Below are 25,145 nucleotides of genomic sequence, written 5' to 3'. Positions count from 1 at the left end.
CGCCGGTTGAACCCGTGGCACCGGTTGCGCCCGTCGGCCCGGTCGCGCCTGTTGATCCCGTGGCGCCGGTTGCACCTGTCGCGCCGGTCGGTCCCGTCGGACCTACTGGACCACCGCCGTTGACCCCAGCCGCACTGATCGTCACCTGGCCATTATTGCTCGTTGAATTGGCAAAGGAGAATTGGCTGGTGTTGGTGAAGTTTCCAAGGAACGTCACTTCGTCGACGAGCACGCCGTTTTCGAAGACGTTGACTGTCGCTTCAGCATTTCCGAGCGTCACAGTCTCCGTGGGCGCCACCGCGCTGGTGGCCAAATTCTCCAAAATGAGCTTGTCACCGGTCAGAAATCCTTGGATACGGGCATTATCTAACAACGCACTGGTTTCGGTGACCGTACCTGCTGTGACGCCGTTCTGATCGGTAACGAAATTGATGGTTTGACCGCTGCTGACTCCGACGCCGAGGCCGAAGGTCAAAGCTGCATTGCCGTAAACGTTGATTAGGCCGCTGCCGGTAACAGAAATATTGCCGGTGAAATTTGCCGTGGTCGTACCGGAGCCGTTGGTGCCTATTACGTCGATCGCTCCGCCATTCTCAAAAATCTGATCCCCGGTAGAGGCCCCGGAAGCCGCGCCCGTCAGTATCCAGTTCGTGTTTGCTGTCGTTTGCGGAGTGAAATTGTTCGTCCCGTTGACAAAAATCTGCCCCTGGTTCACCAGCGCCAGCGAACTGATGTACTGCCCCGCTCCGTTCGCGGTGTCATTGATCGTCCAAGTCGTGGAGCCAGTACCAGTGGCTTGGTTCAACGACGCTGGAATGCGAATAGTATCAGTCTGGCCGTCGTGGTTGACGAAATTGAAGCTGGTCCCGGTGCCGTTTGGGTTGGCGGCAGGAACGGCCCCTCCCCACGACGCCGGATCAACCCAGGAGTCGGTCGACCCTCTCTCGTTGTATGTGTTTGCTGGCGAGAGGAAGAGCTCCGTGCCTTTCGCGCCATCGCTGATAAAACTGACACCGTCACCCGTATAAACGCCGGTGAGCGTTAGGGTAAACGTGCCCGACGTAGTGTTCACCGTAAGCGTGTCATTATTCGTTCCGCTCAGGCTTGCGGATGTGACACTGCTTAGGCCGATGTTTGCGAGATCGATCGCGTTGGTTGGCGCCGCGGTGTTGGTGCTGACTGACAGGCCCGCGATCGTGCCCTGGAATCCACCGAGACGGCCGCCGGAGATCGTGGAACTCGTGAGGTCTAGAGTCCCGCTGGTCGCACTGTTGAACGTTACGGTGTCGGAGGAGGCGACGGATCCATCAATCTGGAGCGTCGCGCTCGCATTGATCTTAAGGTTGTTGTCGCTGGTGGCGGTGACGTTTTGAAGATCCAGCGTGCCGCCGCTCGCCGTGATGGTGTTGGCGGTGGATATCGCGATGCTCACCGTGCCAAAGCCGGTGAGGGGCGTCGTTGACGACAGGGACCCAGCGCCGCTGATCGTGCCGCCGCTCAGCGTAATGCCGCTCGTGTCCGTCAGTGCGCCACTGAGGCTGATGGTCCCGCCGCTGCTGGCGGTGATTGCTCCGCTGACAGTGCCGCCGGCGGCGCCTACGACAAGCGTCGCACCCGAGCCGATGGCCACGCCCGAGCTGTCAGTTAGCGTGCCGTTCGCCAGGGTGATCGTGCCATTCGTGATGCTCTCAGCGCCCCCATTGATGGTCAAATTGCCGCCGCCGAGGATCGCCAAGCTTTGATTGGCATTGCTGATAGAAATCGGCGCTGCAGCTGTCGCCGAGCCGGAGAACGTGAGGAAAGACGCAGAGCTTGACGCAATCGCAAAGACCGGACCGCTGGACACGGTTCCGGCCAATGTCAAGGCGCCCCCGCTTGCCGTGATCGTCCCGGACCCAGCAACGTTCCCACTAACCGTGCCGAAGCCCGTCAGCGTTGCGCCAGAGCCAATCGTCAAGCCGTTGGTCGTGCTAATGGTTCCGCCGTCCAGCTTGATCGCGCCGGTCGTGATACTCTCACCCCCCGCGGCGGTGATCGAAAGATTGCCAGCCGCGCCAATCTCCAATGTTTGATTTAGTGTACTGATCGAAATTGCAGCCGACGAAGTTGCCGTACCCTCGATCTTGAGGTCCGTGGCGGCCGCGGAGTTGATCTGCAGAACGACCCCGCTACTTATTGTGCCGAATACATCGAGCGTACCGCCACTGGTCGATGTACCCGCAGCAAGGGTGCCGGATCCGCTTATCCCACCCGCAGCGTTGATCGTGCCGGCACCGTTGACTGTGGAGTTTGAACCGATAGTCACGGCTCCAGTGGTCGTGAGTGTATTCCCCGCTGTCAGCGTAAGCGTCGACGTGTTATTGCTGTTCTGACTGTTTAGCGTGATCGTCGCAGCGACAGCGGGAATATCTACGGTCACCAGGTTGGTTTGGCCGCCTCCGGCTGTAATTACGACTGCATCCGTAGAATTCGGCACACGCGACAAAGACCATTTCGAAGAGTCGCTCCAAAAACCCGTACTATTCGCTGCCCACGTATTCGTCGCAAACGCAGCCGCATAATTGTTAATTCCGGCCGAGGTTAAAGGCGGCCGCGAAGCGAAAGCGGAGAGCGACTTGAGAGCCCAACTTCCTCCGCGCACGGCGGCGCCGATTAGACCCAGCGCACTGGCGATTTCCGCTTCGACCAGTTGAGCCAGCCGCGTGACAAATCGCTCGCCCGCCGCTTCTGCCCCGGTATGGCAGCTCCACAGTCTGACATTGCCATCGGGGACGAGTGCTTTTCCGATCGCGGCGAACTCGCTCGCGTTCGCGCTCAGCGTCTCGATTGACCAATCGCTCGAAGCAAAGTGCACCCGTCCCGGCGAACCGTGCGCAATGACGTGGATCGCTTCCAGCCCGTCCCTGCCCTCCACCGCGCGCGCCATTTGTCGCGCCGCCGGTTCATCCGCCGTCAACAGGATTGGCTCGACGTCGGGACGAATGCCGTGCATCAGTGTTACGAGATCATCGATGCCAGGATCGATGAACGCGATCTCGCGCTTCGGGCTCGCTCCCGATTGCGCGGCTGGCGGCTCGTGACGACCGAGCACCAACGCCTGGACTTCGGGCCGCAGATTCCGCAGCAGCGTGGCGAGATGCGGAACAAATGAATCGACAAAAAGAAATTCAGACTTGCCGCGCATCGGCCAGGTCCTTTCGCCAAAAACAAATGTTGGACCGCGCGCTTGAGCGCTCGGCCCGGAAATCAATAAAAAAGCCGCCTGGCAAAAACGCTCAGGCGGCGCGTCCGCTTGCTCCACCCGACTGTGGAGTGTCTAAATCACTTCGAACTGCAAGAATTTCGACCGGCTTTAATTCGCCATTGCGCGGCAAGTTCGCTGTCGCCAGAATTTCGTGGAGGCCCATCGCGCAGAGTACGCCGGAGCATGACGCGATGCCGGCCGCCGTGATCGGCGGCCTCACTGGCCCATGCTTCGCGGACGCCTTCGGCTTAGGTATGCAATCATGCGACATGAAAAACTCGATACGCTACCTGCGATCACCCTCGGCCGTGGGCCGGGTGAAATCGTCAGTACAAAAAACCATGCGTTCAAGCAGCACCGCCAACTGCGGTGGTCTTAATTTCAATAAGAATTCAAAACTATCGAAATAAGAAAACTACCCCGAAATGCGAGCAGCCTCCCAGAAACCGCTCTTTTAAAGCTGATTAGAACAGAGGCCGCAAGGAATTTTTAATTAACGCGTGCGCAATCGCACTCCGCAAGAATACGGGACCGCCTCGCCGGCCGGCGCGATTCACCGTAAAGGACCTTTGCTCTCCTTATTCAGCGAATTTGGATTAATGTTGAAAATATCGGGGATGCGGACGACGATTGCTCGTCCGTCTCGATCGGAACGGCATATTTCGCCGGTCTGGCGCAGGGATTAACTGCAACTCATAGAGCTCGCGCAGTGTCAGATGCGAAACGGCTTTGCCTGAACATGATCGTCAAGAACGAGACGGCGAATTTGGAGCGCTGTCTCAAGTCTGTTGCACCTCATATCGGTTGCTGGGTGATCGGGGATACGGGTTCGACCGACGGCACGCAGGATTTCATCAAGCGCTTCTTCGCCGAACGAAAGATTCCCGGCGAGTTGCACAGTTTCCCGTTTCACAATTTCGAACAGGCTCGCAACGCGGCGCTCGATCATGCCTACGCGTCGTCGCTCGATTACGACTATCTGCTGTTCGACGACGCAGACATGGAGCTGGTCGTCGAGGACGCGGATTTCCGTGGCAAGCTGACCGGCGCCGGCTATCGCCTGCGGCAGATGACATCGGGCGGCCTCAGCTACTCGAACACACGCCTCGCTCGGCGTGACGCCGGCGCACGCTATCACGGTGTCACTCACGAATACCTCGACGTGCCGGGCGGCGTGGAAGAGCTGATCGGTGTGTCGTATATCGACCATGCCAGCGGATCCAATCGCGTCGACAAGTTCGAGCGCGACATCCGTCTCCTGAGAGCGGCGCTCGAAGGCGATCCGGAGAACGCCCGTTACTGGTTCTACCTTGCGCAATCCCTTCGCGACGCCGGCCGTCTCGGTGAGGCCGCCGATGCATATGCCAGGCGCGCCGGCATGGGCGGCTGGGACGAAGAAGCCTGGATGGCGCGCCTGCAACAGGCGCGCTGCCTGCGCGCACTCGGCGACGAAGGCGGGTTCGTCAGCAAAGCTCTCCAAGCATTCAATCAGCGGCCACAGCGCGCGGAACCGCTTTATGACCTCGCCAGATACTATCGGGAAAAAGGCGACAACCATACAGCGGCGCTGTTCGCGGAGTTCGGCATCACCATCGGACGTCCCGCCGACGACATTCTGTTTATCGAAGATTTCGTCTACTCCACGGGCCTGCTCGAGGAATATTCGATCGCCGCGAATTACGCCGGTGACGCCGCCAGGAAGGACCGGGGCTTTGCCGCCTGCAACTATCTCGCGCTGAAGCGCGGCATCGCGAGCGGCCCGCGACAATTGGCGTGGTCGAACCTCTATTTCTACATCCAATCGGCCGACACTATGCTGCCCTCGTTCACGAGCCGGCCCATGGATTTCGCGCCTCCCGACGACTATCTTCCGCTTAACCCGTCGATCACCCGGCTGGGCGAGGAGATCTTCGTGGCACAGCGCGCGGTCAACTACGTGCTGTCGGAGGACGGCCATCATTACCGCACGCCGGAAGGGCAGGAGATCACGACGCGCAATTTTCTGCTCCACCTCAACGACGACCTGTCGACGCGTTCGATGGCGGAAATCCTGCCGCCGAGAGACCTGCCCGAGCCGGCGTTTCCGCTGGTCCGCGGGTTCGAGGATCTCCGCCTGTTCGGCTGGCGCGGGGCGCTGTGGGCAAGCGCGTGCGTTCGCGAACTGACGCCAGAGGGCTGGTGCGAACAAGTGCTGGCACGCCTCGAACATGATGGTCACGGCGCCTATCGTCTGGTCGATTGGCAAACGCTCGATGCCGACGGGGCGAAGGCCCACGAGAAAAATTGGATGCCGCAGGTTGACGGGGACGCCTTGCGGTTCCTCTATCTCTGCGACCCGACCCGGGTGGTGAATTCCGACGGCCATACGATTCAGGAGCAAATTCCGGCGATCTCGGCCGATCGCTTCCGTGGCGGCTCGCAGCTGGTCGCCTTTGACGGCGGCTGGCTGGCGCTGATCCACGAGGTGCAGCAACGCAATGGCGAAGCGCGACGCTGCTATTTTCACCGTTTCGTCTGGTTCGATGACGGAAACCGGCTCGCCGCGGTCAGCCGCCCTTTCTTTTTCAAGCGAAAAGGCGTGGAATTCGCGGCCGGGCTGGCGTGGCATCCCGATCAAAAACGACTTCTCGTCTCGTTCAGCGTTGCAGACTCCGAATCTTGGGTCGCGACCGTCGAGGCCGACGACATCAGGCCGGTGCTGGAACCGACCGACAAGCTGCGCGACGGCCGAACCGAACAGCCCCTGCCCGCCTTCATGGGGACCGCGCTGCAGATGCGCTCGGCGGCTAAAAGCTCTGGGGCGGGCAATCCCGCTCACCCAACCGTTGAGGCAACCATGCCCAGTGATGCTCTTTCCCGCGCGACAGGAGACAAAGCCGAATTGTCACCGACGATCGCCTTCTTCGAGGCTTTTGCACCTTTTCTCCGCTGTGCGGATGCAGTCGAAAAGCGTCGCGACGCGACCCGTGCCTTTGACCAGCGCATTGCACCGCTGCTCGGCGACTCGTCTACTTCGCTGCCGCCGATTCAGCTGTTCTATGAGGCGATGTCGGACCAGCATCAAATATTGATCGCAGCGACATCCTCGATGCGTGCCGCCGGCCATGCCGTCCGCGTCTGGACGTATTCGCCCGAGAAGCTCGCCTTCCTCGCAGCCCGCGGAATCGAGCTTCGGAATGCAGCGGACGTGATACCGAAAGCACTTTTCGAACGCGTGGTCGCCCGATCCGAAGTGCGCTTTTTTAGCGACATTTTTCGCTACGCCGTGCTTTACGAACACGGTGGCCTTTGGATGGATTCAGATGTTATCCTGCTAAAGCCGTTTCCCTTCATCGGCGACTACTTCTTTAACCTGCAATGGCGCGGCGGACATCGCGGGCATTTCATTTGTGGCAACGTGATCTTCGCAAAGCCATTCAGCCATCATATCCGCACATTGTACGAGCGCTCGATCGATTGCCTGTATGGTCCTGACGCCATCACCTTCGGTGACGTCGGTCCAAAATTGCTCTCAGATTACATCGCTTCTGCCGAAGGCTACGCCCTGCGCGCCGGCGTCTTCAGCCCGATCTTCTTCAACGCGATTGATTGGACAGAACTCGACAAGTTCAATAGGCCGGCCGCCGAACTGCCCGACTACCTCAACGACGACCGGGTCTTCGGCATCCATCTCTGGACAGCGCGGAATCAGGGCAACGCGGAAAGCCCGAATTCCCTGATTGCTCAACTCACGCAATCCGAAAACGGTCCTGCTTCCTTCACGGACTTGGCGGACCGGTTCAACACCGACAAGAATCGTCATACCGGAAACCGACATTGCTATGCGCGGGTATACGACCGCCTGCTGTCCGACCGACGCCTCTCGCTCAGTCGGCTTATGGAAATCGGCCTGTGCCGCGGTCTCGCTGAGGGTAACCAAACCGAGACGCCTTCCGTCGCGCTCTGGCAAAGCTACTTCCCCTTCTGCCACGTCACCGGCGTCGATCTGACGGATTTCTCGACCCTCAACGACGCGAAGTTCACCTCCTACGTCTGCGATCAGTCGAAGCGCGACCAACTGCGGGCACTCACCGCGAAGCTGGAGCCAGGCTCGTTTGACGTCATCATCGACGATGGCAGCCACGTATCGCTAGACGAGCAGCAAACGCTGATCGAGCTTTTCCCACTGCTCGCTGACGGCGGCTGGTATTTTCTCGAGGACCTCGACTGGCAGCCGCCCGGCGAGGATCCGAGCAAGATTACTCTCACGAAAACCTTGCTCAAGGAGATTGCGAGAGACGGCAAAACCATATCACTCGATCCGTTCGGAGTGAGCGCGATCGCCAACCAGATGGACGAGATCCTCTTCTTCGACAGCCACTACGAGCTCACCCGGGCCAAACTAATGGGCGGACTCGTTGCGATCCGTAAACAGAGCGGCACAGAATCGGTGCGATGAGAACACCATCCTTGACGACTCGACTTCATGATTTCACCCATCGCCTGGGTCTCAGCATGCGATGACACGCTTGAAAGTTGCAGTTTACACGATTGCGCTCAACGAATTCGCTCACGTCGAGCGCTGGGCAAATTCGGCCCTCGATGCGGACTATCGGGTCGTCATCGACACGGGCAGTACCGACGGCACGGTGGAACGACTAGAGCGGTCAGGCGTGATTGTTCACCGCGTGGCGATCAATCCCTGGCGCTTCGACGTGGCGCGCAATACCGCCATGGCCCTGCTTCCGCCCGATGTCGATATCTGCTGTTCGATGGACATGGATCGGTATCTCGAACCTGGCTGGCGGCCAAAACTTGAGGCCGCTTGGACTCCGGACACGACAGCGCTTTTTTGTCGGACCGTGTATCGGGCAAGCCCAGACGATCCGACGATCCTGCGGGGATGGCCGACCAAGAATTTCCATCATCGCTGGGGTTACCGCTTCACACGTCCCGTTCACGAAGCCCTCTCCTACTCCGGCCAGGAGGTGACGCGGGACTGCCTCGACATCGTCATGTGCGAAGTGCAGGACCTCTCTAAGGAGACGCGAAGGCAATATCTATCGTTGATGGAACTGGCGCATCAAGAAGATCCAGACGACGCGCAAATCTGTTTCTGGCTCGCCCGCGACTACATGTGGTCGAACAGAGCTGAAGAGGCGAGCAAATTGTTCCAGCACTATCTGAGCCTCCCGACGAGCACCTGGAATGAGGAGCGCTCGGAGGCCATGCGCCTTCTCGCGCGCACCGAGCCTGACAAAGCAGTTTATTGGCTGGACAAGGCGCGAGCTGAGGCGTCCCACCGACGGGAAATCTGGCTCGATTTAGCTGAGAACTATCACGACCAGTCCGACTGGCATAATCTGTATTGGGCATGCGGCAACGGCATCGACAGGACGCGCAAGACCAACAGTTACCTCGATGACAACCAGTGTTGGGGTATCAGGATATTCGAGCTCGCCACCCTCGCTGCGTGGCGGCTGGGCTTCATCGTGCGTGCGCGCGACTGGGCCGGTCAGGCGCTCCAGATCGATCCTGTCAATCAACGACTCCTTGACAGATTTGACTTCTTTTCGAGGCTGGCGAACGCGCCGCCCTGTGCCGGCCAAGCTCCGACATTCGCACAGCCTCCGGTCGACCCTCACGTTGCTGAAGGCCGCTGGGCCTCCGCGCTACGTGATGCCCACAGCTTGCGCGATCTGGGAGATAACGAAGGCTTTATCCGCACGGCACGCGACGCGTTTCGAATGCTTCCTCACCGCGCCGAACCGCTTCACGAGCTTGCCAACTTCTACCTGGCCAGCGGCCAGGCCGAGCTGGCCGCCTCTTACGCCGAAGCGGCGCTTTGCCTGCCGTTCCCGAAAAGTGACACGATCGCTGTGGATGAAGATCTCTATAAAACCGGCCCGAGGCACGCTTTCTCCGTCGCCGCGAATTGGAGCCGCGACCCGGAGCGGAAAGAACGTGGACGAAAAATCTGCGATTGGCTGGCGCTTAGCCGTGACACACCATACAACGTCCGAAAGACCGCGCGTTACAACTCGGGTTGGTATGCACCATCGATACAGTCGCTATTACCGTCGGTCCGCTTCCATCAGCTCTCGATCCAGGCGCCGAACGGATTTGTTTGCGCCAATATCGGCATTTGCCGCCGCGAGCACGCGTTCGCGATTACGCTCCGTGCCGTTAATTACAGCCTCTTGAACGGCTATCATGTTAAGGGCGACGACCCCTCCTATCGTTCACGGATGCTGCTTGCGTCGCTGAGCGAAGACTTCCAGGTCGGCACGCCCGTGGAGGTACGGCTTCCAGACGACTTACCTTCCGTCTCAACCGAAGCTTTAGGCTTTGAAGACCCGCGGCCGTTCATGTGGCGCGGGTCGCTCTGGTGCGTTTCCAGCGTGAGACAGCTCAATGCCGAGGCCAGACCGGAAATGGTACTCGCGCGCATCGACGACAGCAATCAAGAGCGGCCAATGCTGATGGACTGGCGTGTGCTCAACTCCGGCGTTCCGCCCCGCTGGGAAAAGAACTGGATGCCGTTAATTGCGGGGGACGAGCTCCGGCTCATATACGCACTAGATCCAACCCGGATTCTGAGTTCGGAGGGAGATGAACTCGTAAACGAACCAGCCGAGGTTGCGGCTGAGACCTTCCTCGGCGGATCGCAGGCTGTCCCTTACGAGACCGGATGGCTCAGCGTTATTCATGAATACGAATGGGTCGACAACAAACGCCGCTATTTTCACCGTTTCATTTGGCTTGACCAAGACGGCAGGCTTCGACGCTTCTCCCGCCGATTTTACATGACTGCTCCGGGGTATGAATTCGTCGCAGGGATGGCTTGGGATCATCAAAATCAAAACCTGCTGGTCAGCTTCAGCGTGAACGACCGCGAATTGTTTCTTGCAGCGGTACAGCCGAGGGAACTCGCGGCAATTCTTATACCCATTTCCGAGCATCGCCAAGCAAGCGACGACGTGATCGTTGATGGCAAACGCGCTCTGCGCGAGCTTTTCGTTCAACCGGATGAAATGATCAAAGTCGCTCCATGAAAAAACTCGACTTCGACAAGTTTTGTAGAATACGGAGCCGAACTTGAAAGTTGCAGTCTATACGATTGCACTCAATGAAGCCGCGCATGTCGAGCGGTGGGCAAATTCGGCCAGTGAAGCAGACTACCGAATTGTCGCCGACACTGGGAGCTCGGATGATACCGTCGAACGGTTGCTGAAAGCCGGCGTAACTGTACACCGCATTGCCGTACGCCCTTGGCGCTTCGATATTGCGAGAAACGCCGCAATGGCCCTGATACCATCGGACGTCGACATATGCTGCACCCTGGACATGGATATGGTCCTTGAGCCGGGCTGGCGTGTCAAATTGGAAGCGTCATGGACGCCGGCCCTTACCGCGCTTTATTGCAAGATGTACGCAAGTGCCGAATATCCCGCCAAGAACTTTCACCGACGCTGGGGGTATCGATTCAAGCGGCCGGTACACGAAGCACTGCTCTTTCAAGGAGAGGAGATTACCAGCCACTGCTACGACATTGTCGTCCGTCACGAGCGCACGACAACGAGCAACCATGAGCAGTATATTCGCCTCATGGAGCTCGCTCGACGCGAAGATCCTTCCGACGGGCAGATCGCGTTTTGGCTGGGACGCGAGCTGATGTGGGCGGGCATGCCAGACAAGGCTGCCGCGCCTTTGAAGGCTTATCTCTCGCTGCCAACGAGCACATGGCCCGAGGAGCGCTCCGAGGCAATGCGCTATCTGGCCCGCGTCGAGCCGGACAGCAAAATGTCGTGGCTGGACAAGGCGCGCATGGAAGCGCCGCATCGGCGCGAGATATGGCTCGATTTGGCCGAGGAATTTCACGTCCAGTCCGATTGGCTGAATTTGTTCTGGGCATGCACCAACGGAACTGAGCAGACGCGACCTACCGGCAGTTATCTTGACGACGGTTCAGCCTGGAGTTTTCGGCTTTACGATTTGGGAGCCATTGCGGCTTGGCGCATCAACGTGATGGATCGGGCGGTCGAGTGGGGGCAAAAAGCGCTGGAACTTGATGCCGGCAACCAGCGACTGAGGAATAATCTCGATTTCTTCTTGAAGCGGCGCGACGAAGTTCGTGCCGGCCTGTGACCTGACTGGTGCGCGCGGTAGGTTGATGCGCAGCAGCTTGATTGCCTCTGGATTAGGTTCGAAGGCAATAATCCTCTTTACGCCGCTCAACCGCGACATATACACGAGATGATTTCCTACGTTAGCGCCGATATCGACAAAGGTCCGATCGGTGGGCGCGTGTCGCCGCATAAGCTCAAGCATGCTCCGCTCATAGACGCCGAACCTAAGCTGGTTCTTCGCGATCCAATCCTGAGGGTCAGCAATAAGGAAACACAGGTCCGTACCCTCGACCTTACGAGAGATGATAGTGCCTGAAACTTCCCTGTAATCTCTTCTGAAGTGAAACAGCTCCCAGTCGCGCAGATGAGCAATTGTTGAAGTGCTGCCGTCTAATACTGCCGAGATGAATAACCCAGCGACACGCAAGCCGAACTCGTACTCAGTATCAACTACCTCAATCGGATTCGGCGTGTCGGCACCGACGTCCGCTGTCGTCCAGCTGAATTCGCCGTCCGCAACCTCCGCGGCAAAACGCAGCAACCGAGACTGTTTTCCGTCATCCCAGAAGAGTTTTGCCTGAAGTGCGCCCCGCCTGACCGTCAGATTTTTCGGACTAGTATTGATGGGCCCATGACGCAGCGACATTGTTGGCGCGTCAAAATAAAGAATAGTGTTGTGGCAAGTGTAGATGCTAGCCATGCTTTAACCCGTGAGATTGACAAATCGAGTCTCTGGCCTATAGCCCTGAAATGCAGGCTATAAAACATTAGTACGATAAGCCTAAAGATCGAATCCTTATGAATGCCGGAAGTTTATGGTGAATCAGAGCTGGCCACCGCCTGGAAATTGCCGCCAACCTTAAACCATCAGCCCGCGGCGAGATCGAAATCACCGACGTCAACAACGGTTACTTTGAGAGGGATGATCTGTTCGTCGGATGCTGGTGCTCAAGCGAAGTGAAATCGGCGAAACGTATAATGTTGGTGGTCTCAACGAACGCACCAATCTGCATGTCGTGGAGTGCATTTGTGACCTCCTCGGCCGTCTCGCACCGAAAATAGTCGCCTGATCACCTTCGTCGCCGATCGCCCGGGACACGACGGCCGGTATGCTATCGATGCGTCGAAGATTGAGACTAAACTTGGCTGGCGTGTTCCCCAATGCGCCGCGGCATTCCGCGAGCGCACCGTTCAGGTTGACCGCGGCCAGATTGACCGCTTCCGGCTCCGCCTCCTCGATGGCCCGGCTCGCCGACGTCTTCGCCCGTATCGCCGATCTTCCGCATCGCGTCTGCACGAACTGCTGCCCTGGGAATGACCTGGGCCAAGGCGACAGGCCCGCCGGTCAGCAGGCCGCCTGACCTTCACGCTCCGGACCTACGGTCCTAAACTACGGCTTGCGCGCTGATTGTGAGGAACGACAGCGAACAAGGTAAGTTCGAGCGGTCTTTGCGAAGCGGGTTGTGACGCGCCGGAACTGCTTCGGCGCCAATGTAACAAGCTCAATCAGCGAAGCTGCATAGTTACCGGTCTTGGAGGGAGCAGCCGCAGGCCGACTGGTCATCGGAACGCCGGTCGGTCATTTCCCGCAGAAGGCCTGTCAGGGCGGTGGCATCCTTGCCCCCGTCCAGGCCGACAGGTTCGTGTCTTTCACTGCCGCGACCCTGAAGTTCTACAAAGAGAACTCCTCAGCCTACGTCGAGAAGTGCACTCGATCCAGGAGGCTGCAAGAAAGTTCGATTGGCAGTTCTCGATACAAGATTGGGTTGACCTGATTGAGAGCCGAAGGGCGTGAGCGCCCGACTGCCGCGGATGCTCTATAGGATTGCCGTGGCCTAAACCGTAGAATTCGCAAGGCAGAGCTCGGAGAATCCGAACTAATTCAATAGGGTTGACGGGACACCCCTTCCGCCAGACGCCCGTAAAGCGACACACATATCCTCGGCCCGTGCCCCCCGAGTTGATCGCCAATGGTGGCTGTGGTCGCGGCGGCAGGCTCTTAGGACCAAACCGCACGTGGCAATGCCCGGCCACCCCGCTCCAGTGACCCAAGGCGGAGCTCTTGGTGCGGCGCTCAGGGATCACCGATCCAACTATCGCGATTGTTCGGACGATGCGATCAGTCGCGAGTGCATGTATTTGAGGATGCCGCGATGCGGGCCGCGCCCATAGCCGCCGGTCAGCGTGTAGTCGCGCAGCAACGCATCTGCCTCTCGCCGGTTTCGTTCGGAATGGTATTCCAGCAGAACGACGTCGTAGTCGATCGACTTCAGCCCCGACAGAATCTCGATTTCGCACCCTTCGGTATCGATCTTCAGGATCTGTGCCGGCGGCATGACCGTCGGCGGCTTGGTGGCGACCGAGACTGAACTTCGCGCCTGTTCTCCGAGGTCGAAGAAACTGGCCTCGCCGCAATTGTTCTTACCCAGAAACATCTGAGTGTGGAGTGGGTCGCCGATGGCGAAGTTGTGAGCATGGATGCTGTTCGAGACTCGAGCAGTGGCGAGAATGTCAACATTTGCTTCCAGCATCGCGAAATTGTCCGGCAGCGGCTCGTAACAATAAATCTCGCAGCCCGGCCAACGCTTGATCGCCCAGACAGCGAAACCGCCGACATTCGCGCCGACGTCGAGGATGATCGGGCGGGGATGATTGTATGGGACGTCATACTCACCGCGCTGGATCAGCTGCAGATGAGGGATCATGGATGGCGGGCATCGGATATTGATTTCCATGCCGACATTGAAATCCGTCGGAGCGGCTTTGGCAACCCGCCCGCCGCGACAACACGCGTGGGCAATTCAGACTTCCGCTGCGAAATCTGGTTTCCAGCCGCGCAGGTCCCGCCGCGTCAGCGCCTCGATAGCCGAACGTGACGTGAGTCACGGCATTTATCCCCGTCTCTGCGCAAGGTCCTGCTGTCGCCGGAATGATCCGGTTAGCAAAGGGAGCGATCAGATGAACAAGTATATTGCTGCGGCTGGCGTCACCATCGCACTTCTCTCAGGATCATCAGCTTTCGCGGGTGCCGGTGGCGGTGGGCACGCATTCGCGCCACTCGCAACATCTGTTCGCGACCATCGCGGTTCAACGTCGGGAGAAGGCGGAGTATCCGTGTCCAACACGCCGGGGGCTAACCTGGGCCGACATTGCGGAGAGACCTACGCCTGCGGAGCCAGCTATTATCCCAAAACAGGTACGCGGGATCATCGCGCAGGTCATTGAAGCAGACGTCTGCTGAAGCGATCTTTTTGTAGCCGACGTTTCGTCGCGTCATCGCGGAATTTGCAGATTCACCGCAGCCGCAAGGGCCGCCCTTTCCCATCGCGCAGCGCCCCAGCCCGTGTACCGAGCTGGGGCGCCATTCGCGCCGGTGTCGAGGATGATCGGGCTGGGGGGAATGTATGCGACGTCATGCTCACCGCGCAGGATCTGCTGAGGTCGGAACGTGGACCGCAGACAGCAACCGGGTGAGTGCGTTGGCGGTCGCGCGCTCCGCCACTACTCAAAAGCTCGTGGGACGTGCGCCCTGCCCCGCATTTGCCGGCATGTTGTCACGTCTGCCGGATGAACTCCGCAATCAGGTTGCCGATTTCCTCCGGGGCATCCTCGAAGCAGTAGTGCCCGACGCCGGCAAGGCGCCTGACCGGCGCTGCCGGGAAGATCGCGGAAAACAGCGGCAGGAAATGCTCCGCGTGCAGGGTGCGGTCCGCCTCGCCCCAGATGGCGAGCGCGGGTCTGCTGCGGATCAAACCGTCGGCGACGGGATCGGGCGTTGCGAACGCGTGCGCGCCAGTCGCAAAGCCCTTCGCCCATCCGATCGCGCCGAGGCAGTCAGCCGGACGTGCGAAGGGCGTGCCGTAGGCCGAGAGCCAGGCGTCGGTGATGACGGCATTGTTCTCGAAGCCGTTGAGTTTAAGCGTGCTCAGGATGTTGAAGCCGAGTTGTCCGAGAACCGGCTCGAGCTCGCCGTTCGCCTCAGCCTTGGCGATCCATTTAAACCAGGGCGAGACCTGCGCATTCGCCGTGACGCGCTCGAACAGGTCGCTTTGCCCGAACGGTGTCGGCCCGTTGGCCGAGATGATCCGGCGGATCCGATCCGGATGGCGGGTCGCGAAGCCCATGCCGACCGGCCCGCCAAAATCATGCATGACGAGGGTGATGTCGGAGAGGTCGAGCGCGTGAACCAGCGCATCGAGATTGTCGACGTGGTCCTGCAGCCAATAACTGCGCTGCGTCGGCGTCGCGCTCTTCCCAAAGCCCATGTGATCCGGAACGACCACGCGATGCGTCGCGGACAGGGCCGGCACGAGGTGGCGGAACAGGTAGCCCCAGGTCGGTTCGCCATGCAGGCAAAGCACCACCTCGCCGCCCCGCGGGCCCTCGTCGACATAATGCATCCGGAAGCCTGGAGCCGCGCTGAAATGCGGTGTGAAGGGAAAGGTGCCGTCGAACGTGGCGTCGGATTGGATCATGGCTGATCTCGCATGGTTTCAATTTGAAACCACGGTGTATCGCTTGAGGTTTTACTTTGCAACCGATATATCGAAGTCGTGATCGGACGGTCGGTGCGGCCGCGACACCGAGCCGATCAGCGCACGGAATGAGGAGCGTCAGGCGAATCGCGATGGCCAAGAGAGTGAGCCACAGGGACTCGATGTGCGGCGTCGCCCGGCCGCTCGATGCGATCGGCGACTGGTGGTCGCTGTTGATCGTGCGCGATGCGTTCGACGGGCTGCGCCGGTTCGGCGAGTTTCAGAAGAGCCTCGGGCTTGCCAAGAACATCCTCTCGGCCCGGCTCCGCAATCTGCTGGCGCACGGAATCATGGAGACGGTGCCCGCAGCCGACGGCAGCCCCTATCAGGAATATGTGCTGACCGAAAAGGGACGCGGGCTGTTCCCTCTTCTCGTCGCGCTCCGGCAATGGGGCGAAGATTTTTTCTTCGAGCCCGGCGAGGCGCACGTGCTGCTGGTCGACCGCAAGAACGGCCTGCCGGTGCGGCGGCTCGAACTGCGCGCGCAGGACGGACGCGTCGTTGGCGCAGAGGATACGATGGTGCGCTTGCCGTCGGCCTAGCTGAGAAAGGGACCGCGCGGATGCGAGCGCGCCGCGAGCGCGATCGTCAGCAACCTGATCTTAACCCTCCTTGCCGCAGCATCCGCGCGTGGAGGTTCGACCAATGCAGACATTCCGGATTTCGTTGAGCGATGGGACGCGGCAATTCCACACGGCGATTCAGGCGCCGGACCCCGCATCCGCGCGCATCAAGGCCGCCTACTTCTTCGATATCTCGAAGTGGCGAATCCTGAGTGTATCGCTGAGTGGAGCGAGTGCTGCGGCGGCGTAGCCGCCGCCGGCGCTACCCCATCCGGTCGAGCTCGGCCGCCGCAAGCTTTGCAATCTGCAGGTCGATTTCGGCGAGCGGATCGTCGTCGCCGAGAAACCATACCGCCGACAGACCGGTCCAAGCCAGGATCCATGACAGCAGGCGCCGACGATCAAGCCGCGCTGCTTCCATGACGATGTCGAGCCGCCGTGCAAAGCGTCCGGGCTCTGTTGCGATCGGCCGTGTCGGGTCCGCAAGGTCCGGATTGGTGAAGATGTTGGCGAAGTCGAAGCCGCGCTCGCCGACGAGATGTTTTGGATCGATCGCGAGCCAGCCCCGCGCACCGAAGTCGAGCACGTTGTCGTGGTGCAGGTCGCCATGCAGCACCACGATCTCGCGCTGATCGCAAAGCAGTGCCTGGGCGACCTCAGCCGATCGGTTCAGAATGCCGCCATGCGCGCCGGCCGCCGGCCATAGCTCGCGAAACCAGTCCGCAAGCGGCGTCAGATCCGGCCGTTGCTTCGCTCGCGGGGCGTGAAGCCGATCGGCCGTTGCACAGAGAATTCTGCAGGCCTCGTCGTCCCGGCCGGTTCGCGCCATTCCGCTGAGCGAAGCCGAACCCATCGCCCGTTCGAGCAGGAGCGCATCGCCGTCACAGGCAAGGACGCGCGCCGCGCCGTCTCCATCCCACCACTCCATCACGATGGCGCCGACGCGCTCGTCCGGCTCGTGCGAGAGCTTGAGCATTGCGGGCTCGCCGTGCCGCCGTACCGGCAGCAACCGTGCGGCGTGCGTCGCGATCGGGTCGCCGTCTGGGACGAGGCTCCAGGCCGAGAGATAGGGTTCGAACATCCGGCAGCGTGGCTATCGATGAAAGGGCGACCGTCGTTCTAATCATTGCCGCCGCGCGTTGCCACGCTGGTTCCCTGCGAAGCATCGTGGCATGGCTCGCGCGAACCGGTTCCTTGCTGCCCTGCCCATGTTGGCTGATGACAGCCCCCACCCTTCTCGCGTTACAATGCCGCAGCCGGTGCTACGGAGGATGTCGCAATGCCGCGAAAGGGAATTACCGGACATGACGAATGGGTGGTCACGGAGGCCCTGGCTACCGCGCTGGTTGCGCTCGAACAGCTGCCGTCAAAGCATCAGCCGCGCGCGCATATGGAGGATGTCCGGAAAATCCTGACCGCGAGATGCGAGGCCGGCGCGGTCACGCTGCATCTGGCGCAGGCCAAGTGCCGGTTGTTTCCGGATACAGACCCGCTCACGATCTATGAGGACTACGGCCTCAAGGACGGCTTGGGATAGCGGCAGCTGATCGAACGGCTAGTCGTGGCTGACGCGCCAGATCGTGCCATTGCCGTCTTCGGAGACCAGCAGCGCGCCGTCGCGCGCCACGGTCACGCCGACCGGACGGCCCCAGACCTCGTTGTCGCCGACGACAAAGCCGGTGACGAAATCCTCGTACTCGCCGGTCGGCACGCCATCCTTCAGCCTGATGCGAATGACCTTGTAGCCGGTGCGCTTCGACCGATTCCATGAGCCATGCTCGGCGGCAAACGCGTCGCCGCGATACTCGGACGGAAACTTGCTGCCGGTGTAGAAGGTCAGGCCAAGCGAGGCCGAATGCGCCTGCAACAGCACATCGGGGACCGTCACCTTGCCCTTCAGGTCAGGCCGCGCGCCGGCATGCGCGGGATCCTCGTTGGCACCGATATAATACCAGGGCCAGCCGTAGAACGCGCCTTCGCGAATCCGCGTCACATAATCGGGCACAAGGTTGTCGCCGCGGCCATCGCGTTCGTTGGTCGAACACCACGGCGTGCCGCTTCCGGGCTGGATCGCAAGCCCCACGCAGTTGCGGATCCCGGTGGCAAACAGCTTCTGGTTCTTGCCATCCGGATCGAAGGCGAGCACCGCGGCGCGATCGGTCTCGGCTCCCCAGGCTGCGCCAAGCGCGTGGTCACGGCTCCAGGCCTCGATGCCGCCAGGAGGTTGGCCAAGCCCCTCGCCTGCGTTGCCGGCTGAGCCCACCGACACCAGCATCCGTTTGTCGTCGGGCGTGAACACGATGTCACGCGTGGAGTGGCCGTAGCCGTGCGGAAGATTTGCGACGATCGTCTCGGGCTTTCCCTGTGCCTTGAGATCACCGTTGCGGTAGGCAAAGCGCACCACGCTGTCGGTGTTGGCGACATAGAGCCATTGCGGATTGTCGCCGCTCGGGAAGAACGCGATGCCGAATGGCCGGTTCAATCCGGTGGCGTAGACCTCATTGGTCGCAGGCTTCGTCGCACCGCTCTCGCTGCGCAGGACGCGGATGCGGCCGGGGCCGGTTTCCACGACGAAGATGTCGCCATTGGGCGCGGTCCGGATGATCCGCGGGCCGCTCAACCCGCTCGCAAACAGCTCGACCTTGAACCCCGCCGGCACCTGCGGCACCGCCGATGCGGGTCTCGGCACGACGCGCGACGAATTGCTGCTGGAGGCCGTCGCCCCCGGCTTCGGCAAGTCCTGCGGTGTGATCAGACGCAGCGTACCCGGCTTGTCGCGCTGCCAGTCGCCGAAGGCCTCCGCGCCTTTCAGCACGGGCTCGGCACCCGACCGCGTGACGCTGATTGCTGCGAGGATGACGACGAACAGACTCACGCCGGCAAGATTTGTCTTAAGCATATGCCCCTCGCGCGACGTCCCCGTCGGTCGCAGAGTTCATAGCGCAGTTCCACCGCCGGCTGCGGTCACAATGTCGTCTGCTTCGATCCCCTTGCGCGACGCCGTCAGATCGCACGGTGTGATGAACGAGCTCAGCGGGATCAAACGGCCCTGGAACCGACCATGGGCTTACGCGCGGCTGCCGACAGGTCGCGATACGCCGTGGTCTCCCCGACAAGCGCCTTGAGCGGAACCGTGAGCCGGCACACCAGGCCCTCGACGTGCCAATCGAAATCGGCCCGTCCGCCGAGCTGGGTCTCGATGCTGGCGATCACGCTTCTGGTGCCGAAGCCTTTCTGCTTCGGCTTGGTCACCGGCGGTCCGCCGGATTCCACCCAGGCCAGGATCAGCGTGTCATTCTGCACTTCCCAGGTGATCGCGAGCCGGCCCGATAGCACCGACAGGCTGCCATATTTGGCGGAGTTGGTGACGAGTTCGTGCAGTGCCAGCGCCAGCGTCTGTGCGGTCGCGGGCTGCAACTGCACCTCGGCACCCTTGATCTGGATCTGCCCGGCCTCGGAATACGGCGCGATCTCCTCGGTCACCAGCCGTCGGATCTCGGCGCCCTGCCAGCTCGACAGCGACAGCACGGTGTGAACCCGCGCCAGCGCCGTGATGCGGCCCTCGACCGCCCGCATATAGGCCGTCACGTTCTGTGCGCGCGTCAGCCGCACGATCGATTGCGCCAGCGCAAGTGCGTTCTTGGCGCGATGGTCGACCTCGCGGGTCAACAGGCTCTGCCGTTCCTCGGCCTTCTTGCGATCGGTGATATCGACGGTGACACCGCTCACCCGCACCACCCTGCCGTTCCTGTCACTGGTGGCCGCGGCCGTGCCGACGCACCAGCGCACCTCGCCGTCCGGCCGCATGACGCGGAATTCGGCTTCATAAGACGTCCGTCCGTTGCCGAACCCGGCCCAGGCCTGCTTCAGCTCCTCGACATCATCGGGATGAAACAGCCCCTGGATATTGTCTGATGTCAGGGTGAAGGATTTCGGGTCGACGCCGAAGATCTTGTATTGCCCCTCGTCCCACATCCAGTCGCCGTTGACCCAATCCCAGTCCCACGAGCCCATCTTGCCCGCGGCAATCGCCATGCTGCGGCGCGCCTCGCTCTCGACCAGCCGCGTGGTCGACTGCTCGAGCTCGGCGGTGCGCGCGCGCACGCGGTCCTCGAGCTCGGCGTTGAGCCGTTCGAGTTGCCGTGTCTTGCGGTAGAGCTCGGCGAACACGCGGATCTTTGCACGCAGCACCTCGGGCACAACAGGCACCGGGACATAGTCGACCGCGCCCATCTCGTAGCCCCGCAGCCGGTCGATGTCGCTGACCTGGATTGCCGAAATGAAGATCATCGCGGTCTTTTGAAAGCGCGGATGCTCGCGGATCATCGCCGCGAGCTCGAAGCCGTCGAGCTCGGGCATGCACACGTCGACCAGAATGACTGCGACTTCGTTCTTGAGCAGGAACTCGAGCGCCTCGCGGCCCGACGATGCCGCGACGAGCGTTTCGCCGAGCTCTTTCAGGATGACCTCATAGGCCAGCAGCTTCGCCGGCTGGTCATCGACCAGAAGGATGTTTACCTTTTCATGGTCCATCATGTTCGATCGCCGATCAGCGGTGCAGCCACATGCGGATTGCCAGCAGCAGTTGCTCGGTGTTCACGGGTTTCGCCAGATAGTCGGACGCGCCTGCCTCCAGGCATTTCTCGCGGTCGCCTTTCATCGCCTTCGCGGTCAGCGCGATGATCGGCAGCCGCGCAAAGGCTGGATTTTGCCGGATGGCGCCGATGGTCTGGTAACCGTCCATCTGCGGCATCATGATGTCCATCAGCACGATCGCAATCTTCGGATTGGATTCGACCAGCGAGATCGCCTCGTGACCGGTTGTCGCAGTCAACACCTTCATACCTCGCCGCTCCAGCACGCTCGACAGCGCGAAGATGTTGCGGGCGTCGTCGTCGACCAGGAGCGCGGTCTTGCCGATCAGATCCTCATCGGAACTGTTGAGCTTCTCCAGCATCCTCTGTTTTTCGACGGGCAATTCCGTGATCACACGGTGCAGGAACAGTGACGTTTCGTCGAGCAGACGTTCCGGCGACTCCACGCCCTTGACGACGATGCTGCGCGCCATCGTGTGCAGTTCCGCGTCCTCTTCAGCCGAAAGTTCCCGGCCCGTAAACACGACAACGGGAATATTGGACAGCGTCTCGTCCTTGCGGATCTGATCGAGCACCTCGAAGCCGCTCATGTCGGGCAGGCGCAGGTCGAGCACGACGCAGTCGCAGGGATTTTCGCGCAGCGTTGCGAGCGCCCCTGCTCCGGTGCCGCTGGTCACGATTTCGATATCCTCATGCCCGAGCAGTTCGGTGATACTGAGCTGCTCGGCCGCATTGTCCTCCACAATGAGGAGGCGCTTGCGGCGTGGCCTGGCATATTCCTTGATCTGCGACAGCGCCGCGCTGACGCCTTCCGTCGTGGTCGGCTTGTTGACGAAGGAGAACGCGCCGCGCGCCAACGCGTGTTGGCGATCCTCGTCGAGGGTGATGATCTGGACCGGAATGTGACGGGTCAACGGATTGTGCTTGAGCTGGCTCAGCACGGTCCAGCCCAGCATGTCAGGCAGGAAGACGTCGAGCGAGACTGCGCTCGGCTGGAACTGCTTCGCAAGATCAAGCGCCTCGGCGCCACGGCTCGCAACCAACACCTTGAAGCCCTTGTCACGCGCCAGATCGATCAGCACCCGTGCGTAATGCGGGTCGTCCTCGACGATCAGCAGGATGGTGTCGCCGGGTTCGAGATCGAGCCGATCGTCCGGAAGCTGCTCGATCACACGTTCCTGCGTGCCCGATGCCTGCAGCGACGGTGCCGAGGTCTGCGACATCTGTATCGGCTGAGTCTGCGGACGCAACGCGACCGACGGTCCGGCATATTTCAGCGGCAGATAAAGCGTAAAGGTCGAGCCCTTGCTCGGCGCGCTGCGCAGATGGATCTCGCCGCCGAGCAAGGCCGCCAGCTCGCGGCTGATGGCCAATCCAAGCCCGGTGCCGCCATATTTCCGGCTGGTGCCGGCGTCGGCCTGCTGGAACGCCTCGAAGATCAGCTTCTGCTTGTCCTGGGGAATGCCGATGCCGGTATCCGACACCTCGAACGCCACGACGGCGGGCGCTGCGTTGAGGATCGGATGCTCCGCGCTCCAGCCGCCGACTGCCGCCGATACGGTCAGGCTGACGCCGCCATCGGCCGTGAACTTGAAGGCATTCGACAACAGGTTCTTCAGCACCTGCTGCAACCGTTTGGAGTCGGTGACCATGCTGCGTGCAAGGTTGGCGTCGACATCGATGCTGAAGGAGAGATGCCGGTTCTCCGCCTCATGCCGGAACGGCCGCCCGACGGTCTCGAGCAGGCTCGAGGTGAGAATCTCCTCGGCGTCCACCGTCACCGTGCCGGACTCGATCTTGGACAGATCGAGGATGTCGCTGATCAGGTTCAACAGGTCGGTGCCGGCGCCGTGAATGGTGCGGGCGAACTCGACCTGCTTGCCGGTCAGATTGCCATCCGGATTCTCGGTGAGTTGCTGGCCCAGGATCAGGATCGAGTTCAGCGGCGTGCGCAGCTCGTGCGACATGTTGGCGAGGAATTCGGACTTGTACTTCGAGGTCAGCGACAGTTCGGTCGCCTTCTCTTCCAGCGCGCGGCGGGCCTGCTCGATTTCCTGGTTCTTGCGCTCGACGTCGACGTTGCGTTCGGCAAGCTGCTGGGCTTTCTGCTCGAGCTGATCGTTGGTCTGCTGCAATTCCCTCTGCTGGGTCTGAAGCTCGCCGGCGAGTGTCTGTGACTGCTTGAGGAAGGCTTCGTCTGCATCGTCGCCTCGATACTGTTGAGTACGATGCCGATGCTGTCGGTCAGCTGTTCGAGGAAGGTGATCTGCGAGGTCGTGAACGACGAGATCGAGGACAGCTCGATCACCGCCTTGACCTGGTTCTCGAACAACACGGGGAATACGACGAGGTTCTTCGGCATGATCCGCATCAGCGCCGAATTGATCGGCACCGCATCGCCGGGAATATCCGAGACGAGGCGCTGGCGCTTGTCGAGTGCGCACTGGCCGATCAGTCCCTCGCCGAACTGGACGATCTGCGGATGCGGATTGCTGCTGTCGCTGGCATAGGCCGACAGCAAACGCAGCTGCGCATTCTCGGGATTGTCGACCTGGTAGATCACGCCCATATGCGCGTTGATCAGCGGCGCAAGCTCGGTCAGCAGCAGGCGGCCGACGGTCGCGAGATCGCGCTGACCCTGCAGCATGTTGGTAAAGCGCGCCAGGTTGGTCTTCAGCCAGTCCTGTTCGGTGTTGCGCTCCGTGGTGAGACGGAGGTTGCCGATCATCGTGTTGATGTTGTCCTTGAGCTCCGCGACTTCACCGCGCACATCGACCTGGATCGAGCGCGTCAGGTCGCCCTTGGTCACGGCGGTCGCCACTTCCGCGATCGCGCGCACCTGGGAGGTCAGGTTGGCCGCCAGCAAATTGACGTTACCGGTGAGGTCCTTCCAGGTGCCTTCGGTGCCGGGCACGTTGGCCTGACCGCCAAGCCGTCCCTCGACGCCGACTTCGCGCGCCACGCTGGTGACCTGCTCGGCGAAGGTCGCAAGCGTCTCGGTCATGTTGTTGATGGTGTCGGCGAGCGCGGCGACCTCGCCCTTCGACTTCACTGTGAGATTTTGCTTCAGGTCGCCATTGGCGACCGCCGTCACCACCTTGACGATGCCGCGCACCTGCTCGGTCAGGTTCGCCGCCATGACGTTGACGGTGTCGGTCAGGTCCTTCCAGGTGCCGGCGACACCGCGCACCTCGGCCTGGCCGCCGAGCTTGCCCTCGGTGCCGACTTCGCGCGCGACGCGCGTCACCTCGCCGGCGAAGGCGTTGAGCTGGTCCACCATGGTGTTGATGGTGTTCTTCAGCTCGAGGATTTCGCCCTTCACGTCGACCGTGATCTTGCGCGAGAGGTCGCCGCGCGCCACGGCGGTCGTGACTTCCGCGATGTTGCGGACCTGCGTGGTCAGGTTCGCAGCCAGCAGGTTGACGTTGTCGGTGAGATCCTTCCAGGTGCCGCCGACGCCGGGCACCACGGCCTGGCCGCCCAACCGCCCCTCGGTGCCGACCTCGCGCGCCACGCGCGTCACTTCGGCGGCGAAGGAGCGCAGCTGCTCGACCATCGTGTTGAGGGTGTCCTTGAGCAGCAGGATCTCGCCGCGCACGTCCACCGTGATCTTCTTCGACAGGTCGCCGCCGGCGATTGCGGTCGCGACCTCTGCGATGTTGCGGACCTGCGCGGTCAGGTTCGACGCCATGAAGTTGACGTTGTCAGTCAGGTCCTTCCAGGTGCCCGCGACGCCGGGCACTTCAGCCTGGCCGCCGAGCTTGCCTTCGGTGCCGACTTCGCGCGCCACGCGCGTCACCTCGCCGGCGAAGGCGTTGAGCTGATCGACCATCGTGTTGATGGTGTTCTTCAGCTCGAGGATTTCGCCCTTCACGTCCACCGTGATCTTGCGCGACAGGTCGCCACGCGCCACGGCGGTCGTCACTTCGGCAATGTTACGAACCTGCGCTGTCAAATTGCCGGCCATCGAGTTGACGCTGTCGGTCAGGTCCTTCCAGGTGCCGGCGACGCCGGGCACGTTGGCCTGGCCGCCGAGGCTGCCGTCGGTGCCGACCTCGCGCGCCACGCGCGTCACCTCGCCGGCGAAGCGGTTGAGCTGG

At 61.2% G+C, this 25,145-nt stretch carries 13 protein-coding genes and 3 pseudogenes; 8 read left to right on the top strand and 8 right to left on the bottom strand.

All coding sequences use genetic code 11. From position 1 onward, the window contains the following. The coding region (locus H8A95_RS29390) for a DUF4347 domain-containing protein (protein ID WP_229186375.1) at window positions 1-3,184 on the bottom strand (3,184 nt) is incomplete at its 3' end. On the opposite strand from H8A95_RS29390, the gene H8A95_RS29385 reads away from it, so the two are divergent. The 3 genes from H8A95_RS29385 to H8A95_RS29375 all read left to right on the top strand — a co-directional run bounded on the left by H8A95_RS29385 (window position 3,148) and on the right by H8A95_RS29375 (window position 10,278). Continuing rightward, the gene (locus tag H8A95_RS29385; RefSeq protein ID WP_229186374.1) at window positions 3,148-3,654 is read left to right on the top strand and encodes a hypothetical protein; all 507 of its coding nucleotides are present in this window, start codon (window positions 3,148-3,150) and stop codon (window positions 3,652-3,654) included. The genes H8A95_RS29390 and H8A95_RS29385 overlap by 37 nt on opposite strands. A 299-nt stretch (window positions 3,655-3,953) precedes the next feature. Then, entirely contained in the window at window positions 3,954-7,682 is a 3,729-nt protein-coding gene (locus H8A95_RS44225) for a glycosyltransferase (RefSeq protein WP_229186373.1), read from the top strand. Window positions 7,683-7,752: 70 nt separating this feature from the next. Next, window positions 7,753-10,278, top strand: a complete 2,526-nt coding sequence (locus H8A95_RS29375) for a tetratricopeptide repeat-containing glycosyltransferase (protein WP_229186372.1) — start codon at window positions 7,753-7,755, stop codon at window positions 10,276-10,278. 913 nt (window positions 10,279-11,191) lie between these two features. On the opposite strand, the gene H8A95_RS29370 is transcribed toward H8A95_RS29375, so the two are convergent. Beyond that, entirely contained in the window at window positions 11,192-12,052 is an 861-nt protein-coding gene (locus tag H8A95_RS29370; protein WP_229186371.1) for an FkbM family methyltransferase, read from the bottom strand. Between the two features lie 140 nt (window positions 12,053-12,192). Here H8A95_RS29370 and H8A95_RS29365 point away from each other — a divergent pair. Further along, window positions 12,193-12,288, top strand: a pseudogene (locus H8A95_RS29365) (glucose-1-phosphate thymidylyltransferase); the annotation flags it as partial. A 5-nt stretch (window positions 12,289-12,293) separates the two neighbouring features. After that, window positions 12,294-12,514: pseudogene (locus tag H8A95_RS44695) on the top strand (GDP-mannose 4,6-dehydratase); the annotation flags it as partial. 931 nt (window positions 12,515-13,445) lie between these two features. Here H8A95_RS44695 and H8A95_RS29355 read toward each other — a convergent pair. Both H8A95_RS29355 and H8A95_RS29350 read right to left on the bottom strand, forming a co-directional pair. Then, the gene (locus H8A95_RS29355) at window positions 13,446-14,087 is read right to left on the bottom strand and encodes an FkbM family methyltransferase (protein ID WP_229186370.1); all 642 of its coding nucleotides are present in this window, start codon (window positions 14,085-14,087) and stop codon (window positions 13,446-13,448) included. Between the two features lie 819 nt (window positions 14,088-14,906). Beyond that, window positions 14,907-15,827 (bottom strand): alpha/beta fold hydrolase, encoded by a 921-nt coding sequence (locus H8A95_RS29350; RefSeq protein ID WP_229186369.1) that lies wholly within the window; start codon window positions 15,825-15,827, stop codon window positions 14,907-14,909. 152 nt (window positions 15,828-15,979) lie between these two features. Between H8A95_RS29350 and H8A95_RS29345 the strand changes: the two genes are divergently transcribed. Then, window positions 15,980-16,429, top strand: coding sequence for a winged helix-turn-helix transcriptional regulator (locus H8A95_RS29345; protein WP_229186368.1), 450 nt, complete (start codon window positions 15,980-15,982; stop codon window positions 16,427-16,429). Between the two features lie 103 nt (window positions 16,430-16,532). After that, the gene (locus tag H8A95_RS29340) at window positions 16,533-16,700 is read left to right on the top strand and encodes a hypothetical protein (RefSeq protein ID WP_016847764.1); all 168 of its coding nucleotides are present in this window, start codon (window positions 16,533-16,535) and stop codon (window positions 16,698-16,700) included. Between the two features lie 12 nt (window positions 16,701-16,712). On the opposite strand, the gene H8A95_RS29335 is transcribed toward H8A95_RS29340, so the two are convergent. Then, entirely contained in the window at window positions 16,713-17,531 is an 819-nt protein-coding gene (locus tag H8A95_RS29335) for an aminoglycoside phosphotransferase family protein (protein WP_229186367.1), read from the bottom strand. A 198-nt stretch (window positions 17,532-17,729) separates the two neighbouring features. Here H8A95_RS29335 and H8A95_RS29330 point away from each other — a divergent pair, with 198 nt between their 5' ends. After that, window positions 17,730-17,987, top strand: coding sequence for a hypothetical protein (locus H8A95_RS29330; protein ID WP_163153833.1), 258 nt, complete (start codon window positions 17,730-17,732; stop codon window positions 17,985-17,987). Window positions 17,988-18,005: 18 nt separating this feature from the next. Here the strand turns inward: H8A95_RS29330 and H8A95_RS29325 are convergent, their stop codons facing one another. The 3 genes and pseudogenes from H8A95_RS29325 to H8A95_RS29315 all read right to left on the bottom strand — a co-directional run. After that, on the bottom strand, window positions 18,006-19,349 hold the full coding sequence (locus tag H8A95_RS29325; RefSeq protein WP_229186366.1) for a PQQ-dependent sugar dehydrogenase: 1,344 nt from the start codon (window positions 19,347-19,349) through the stop codon (window positions 18,006-18,008). Between the two features lie 140 nt (window positions 19,350-19,489). Next, on the bottom strand, window positions 19,490-20,983 hold the full coding sequence (locus H8A95_RS29320) for a sensor histidine kinase (protein ID WP_229186376.1): 1,494 nt from the start codon (window positions 20,981-20,983) through the stop codon (window positions 19,490-19,492). Window positions 20,984-20,999: 16 nt separating this feature from the next. Next, window positions 21,000-25,145 (bottom strand): annotated as a pseudogene (locus H8A95_RS29315) (response regulator); the annotation flags it as partial.

The organism is Bradyrhizobium oropedii, assembly GCF_020889685.1.
In the GTDB taxonomy this organism is placed as follows: Bacteria; Pseudomonadota; Alphaproteobacteria; order Rhizobiales; family Xanthobacteraceae; genus Bradyrhizobium; species Bradyrhizobium oropedii.
Note: the sequence above shows the minus strand (reverse complement) of the source record. Positions and strands in the feature narration are given on the sequence as shown.

Coding starts and splice junctions, on each gene's coding strand:
- H8A95_RS29385 (WP_229186374.1), top strand. CDS start 3,148: ATGAATCGACAAAAAGAAATTCAGACTTGCCGCGCATCGGCCAGGTCC.
- H8A95_RS29370 (WP_229186371.1), bottom strand. CDS start 12,052: ATGGCTAGCATCTACACTTGCCACAACACTATTCTTTATTTTGACGCG.
- H8A95_RS29355 (WP_229186370.1), bottom strand. CDS start 14,087: ATGGAAATCAATATCCGATGCCCGCCATCCATGATCCCTCATCTGCAG.
- H8A95_RS29350 (WP_229186369.1), bottom strand. CDS start 15,827: ATGATCCAATCCGACGCCACGTTCGACGGCACCTTTCCCTTCACACCG.
- H8A95_RS29345 (WP_229186368.1), top strand. CDS start 15,980: ATGGCCAAGAGAGTGAGCCACAGGGACTCGATGTGCGGCGTCGCCCGG.
- H8A95_RS29340 (WP_016847764.1), top strand. CDS start 16,533: ATGCAGACATTCCGGATTTCGTTGAGCGATGGGACGCGGCAATTCCAC.
- H8A95_RS29335 (WP_229186367.1), bottom strand. CDS start 17,531: ATGTTCGAACCCTATCTCTCGGCCTGGAGCCTCGTCCCAGACGGCGAC.
- H8A95_RS29330 (WP_163153833.1), top strand. CDS start 17,730: ATGCCGCGAAAGGGAATTACCGGACATGACGAATGGGTGGTCACGGAG.
- H8A95_RS29325 (WP_229186366.1), bottom strand. CDS start 19,349: ATGCTTAAGACAAATCTTGCCGGCGTGAGTCTGTTCGTCGTCATCCTC.
- H8A95_RS29320 (WP_229186376.1), bottom strand. CDS start 20,983: ATGGACCATGAAAAGGTAAACATCCTTCTGGTCGATGACCAGCCGGCG.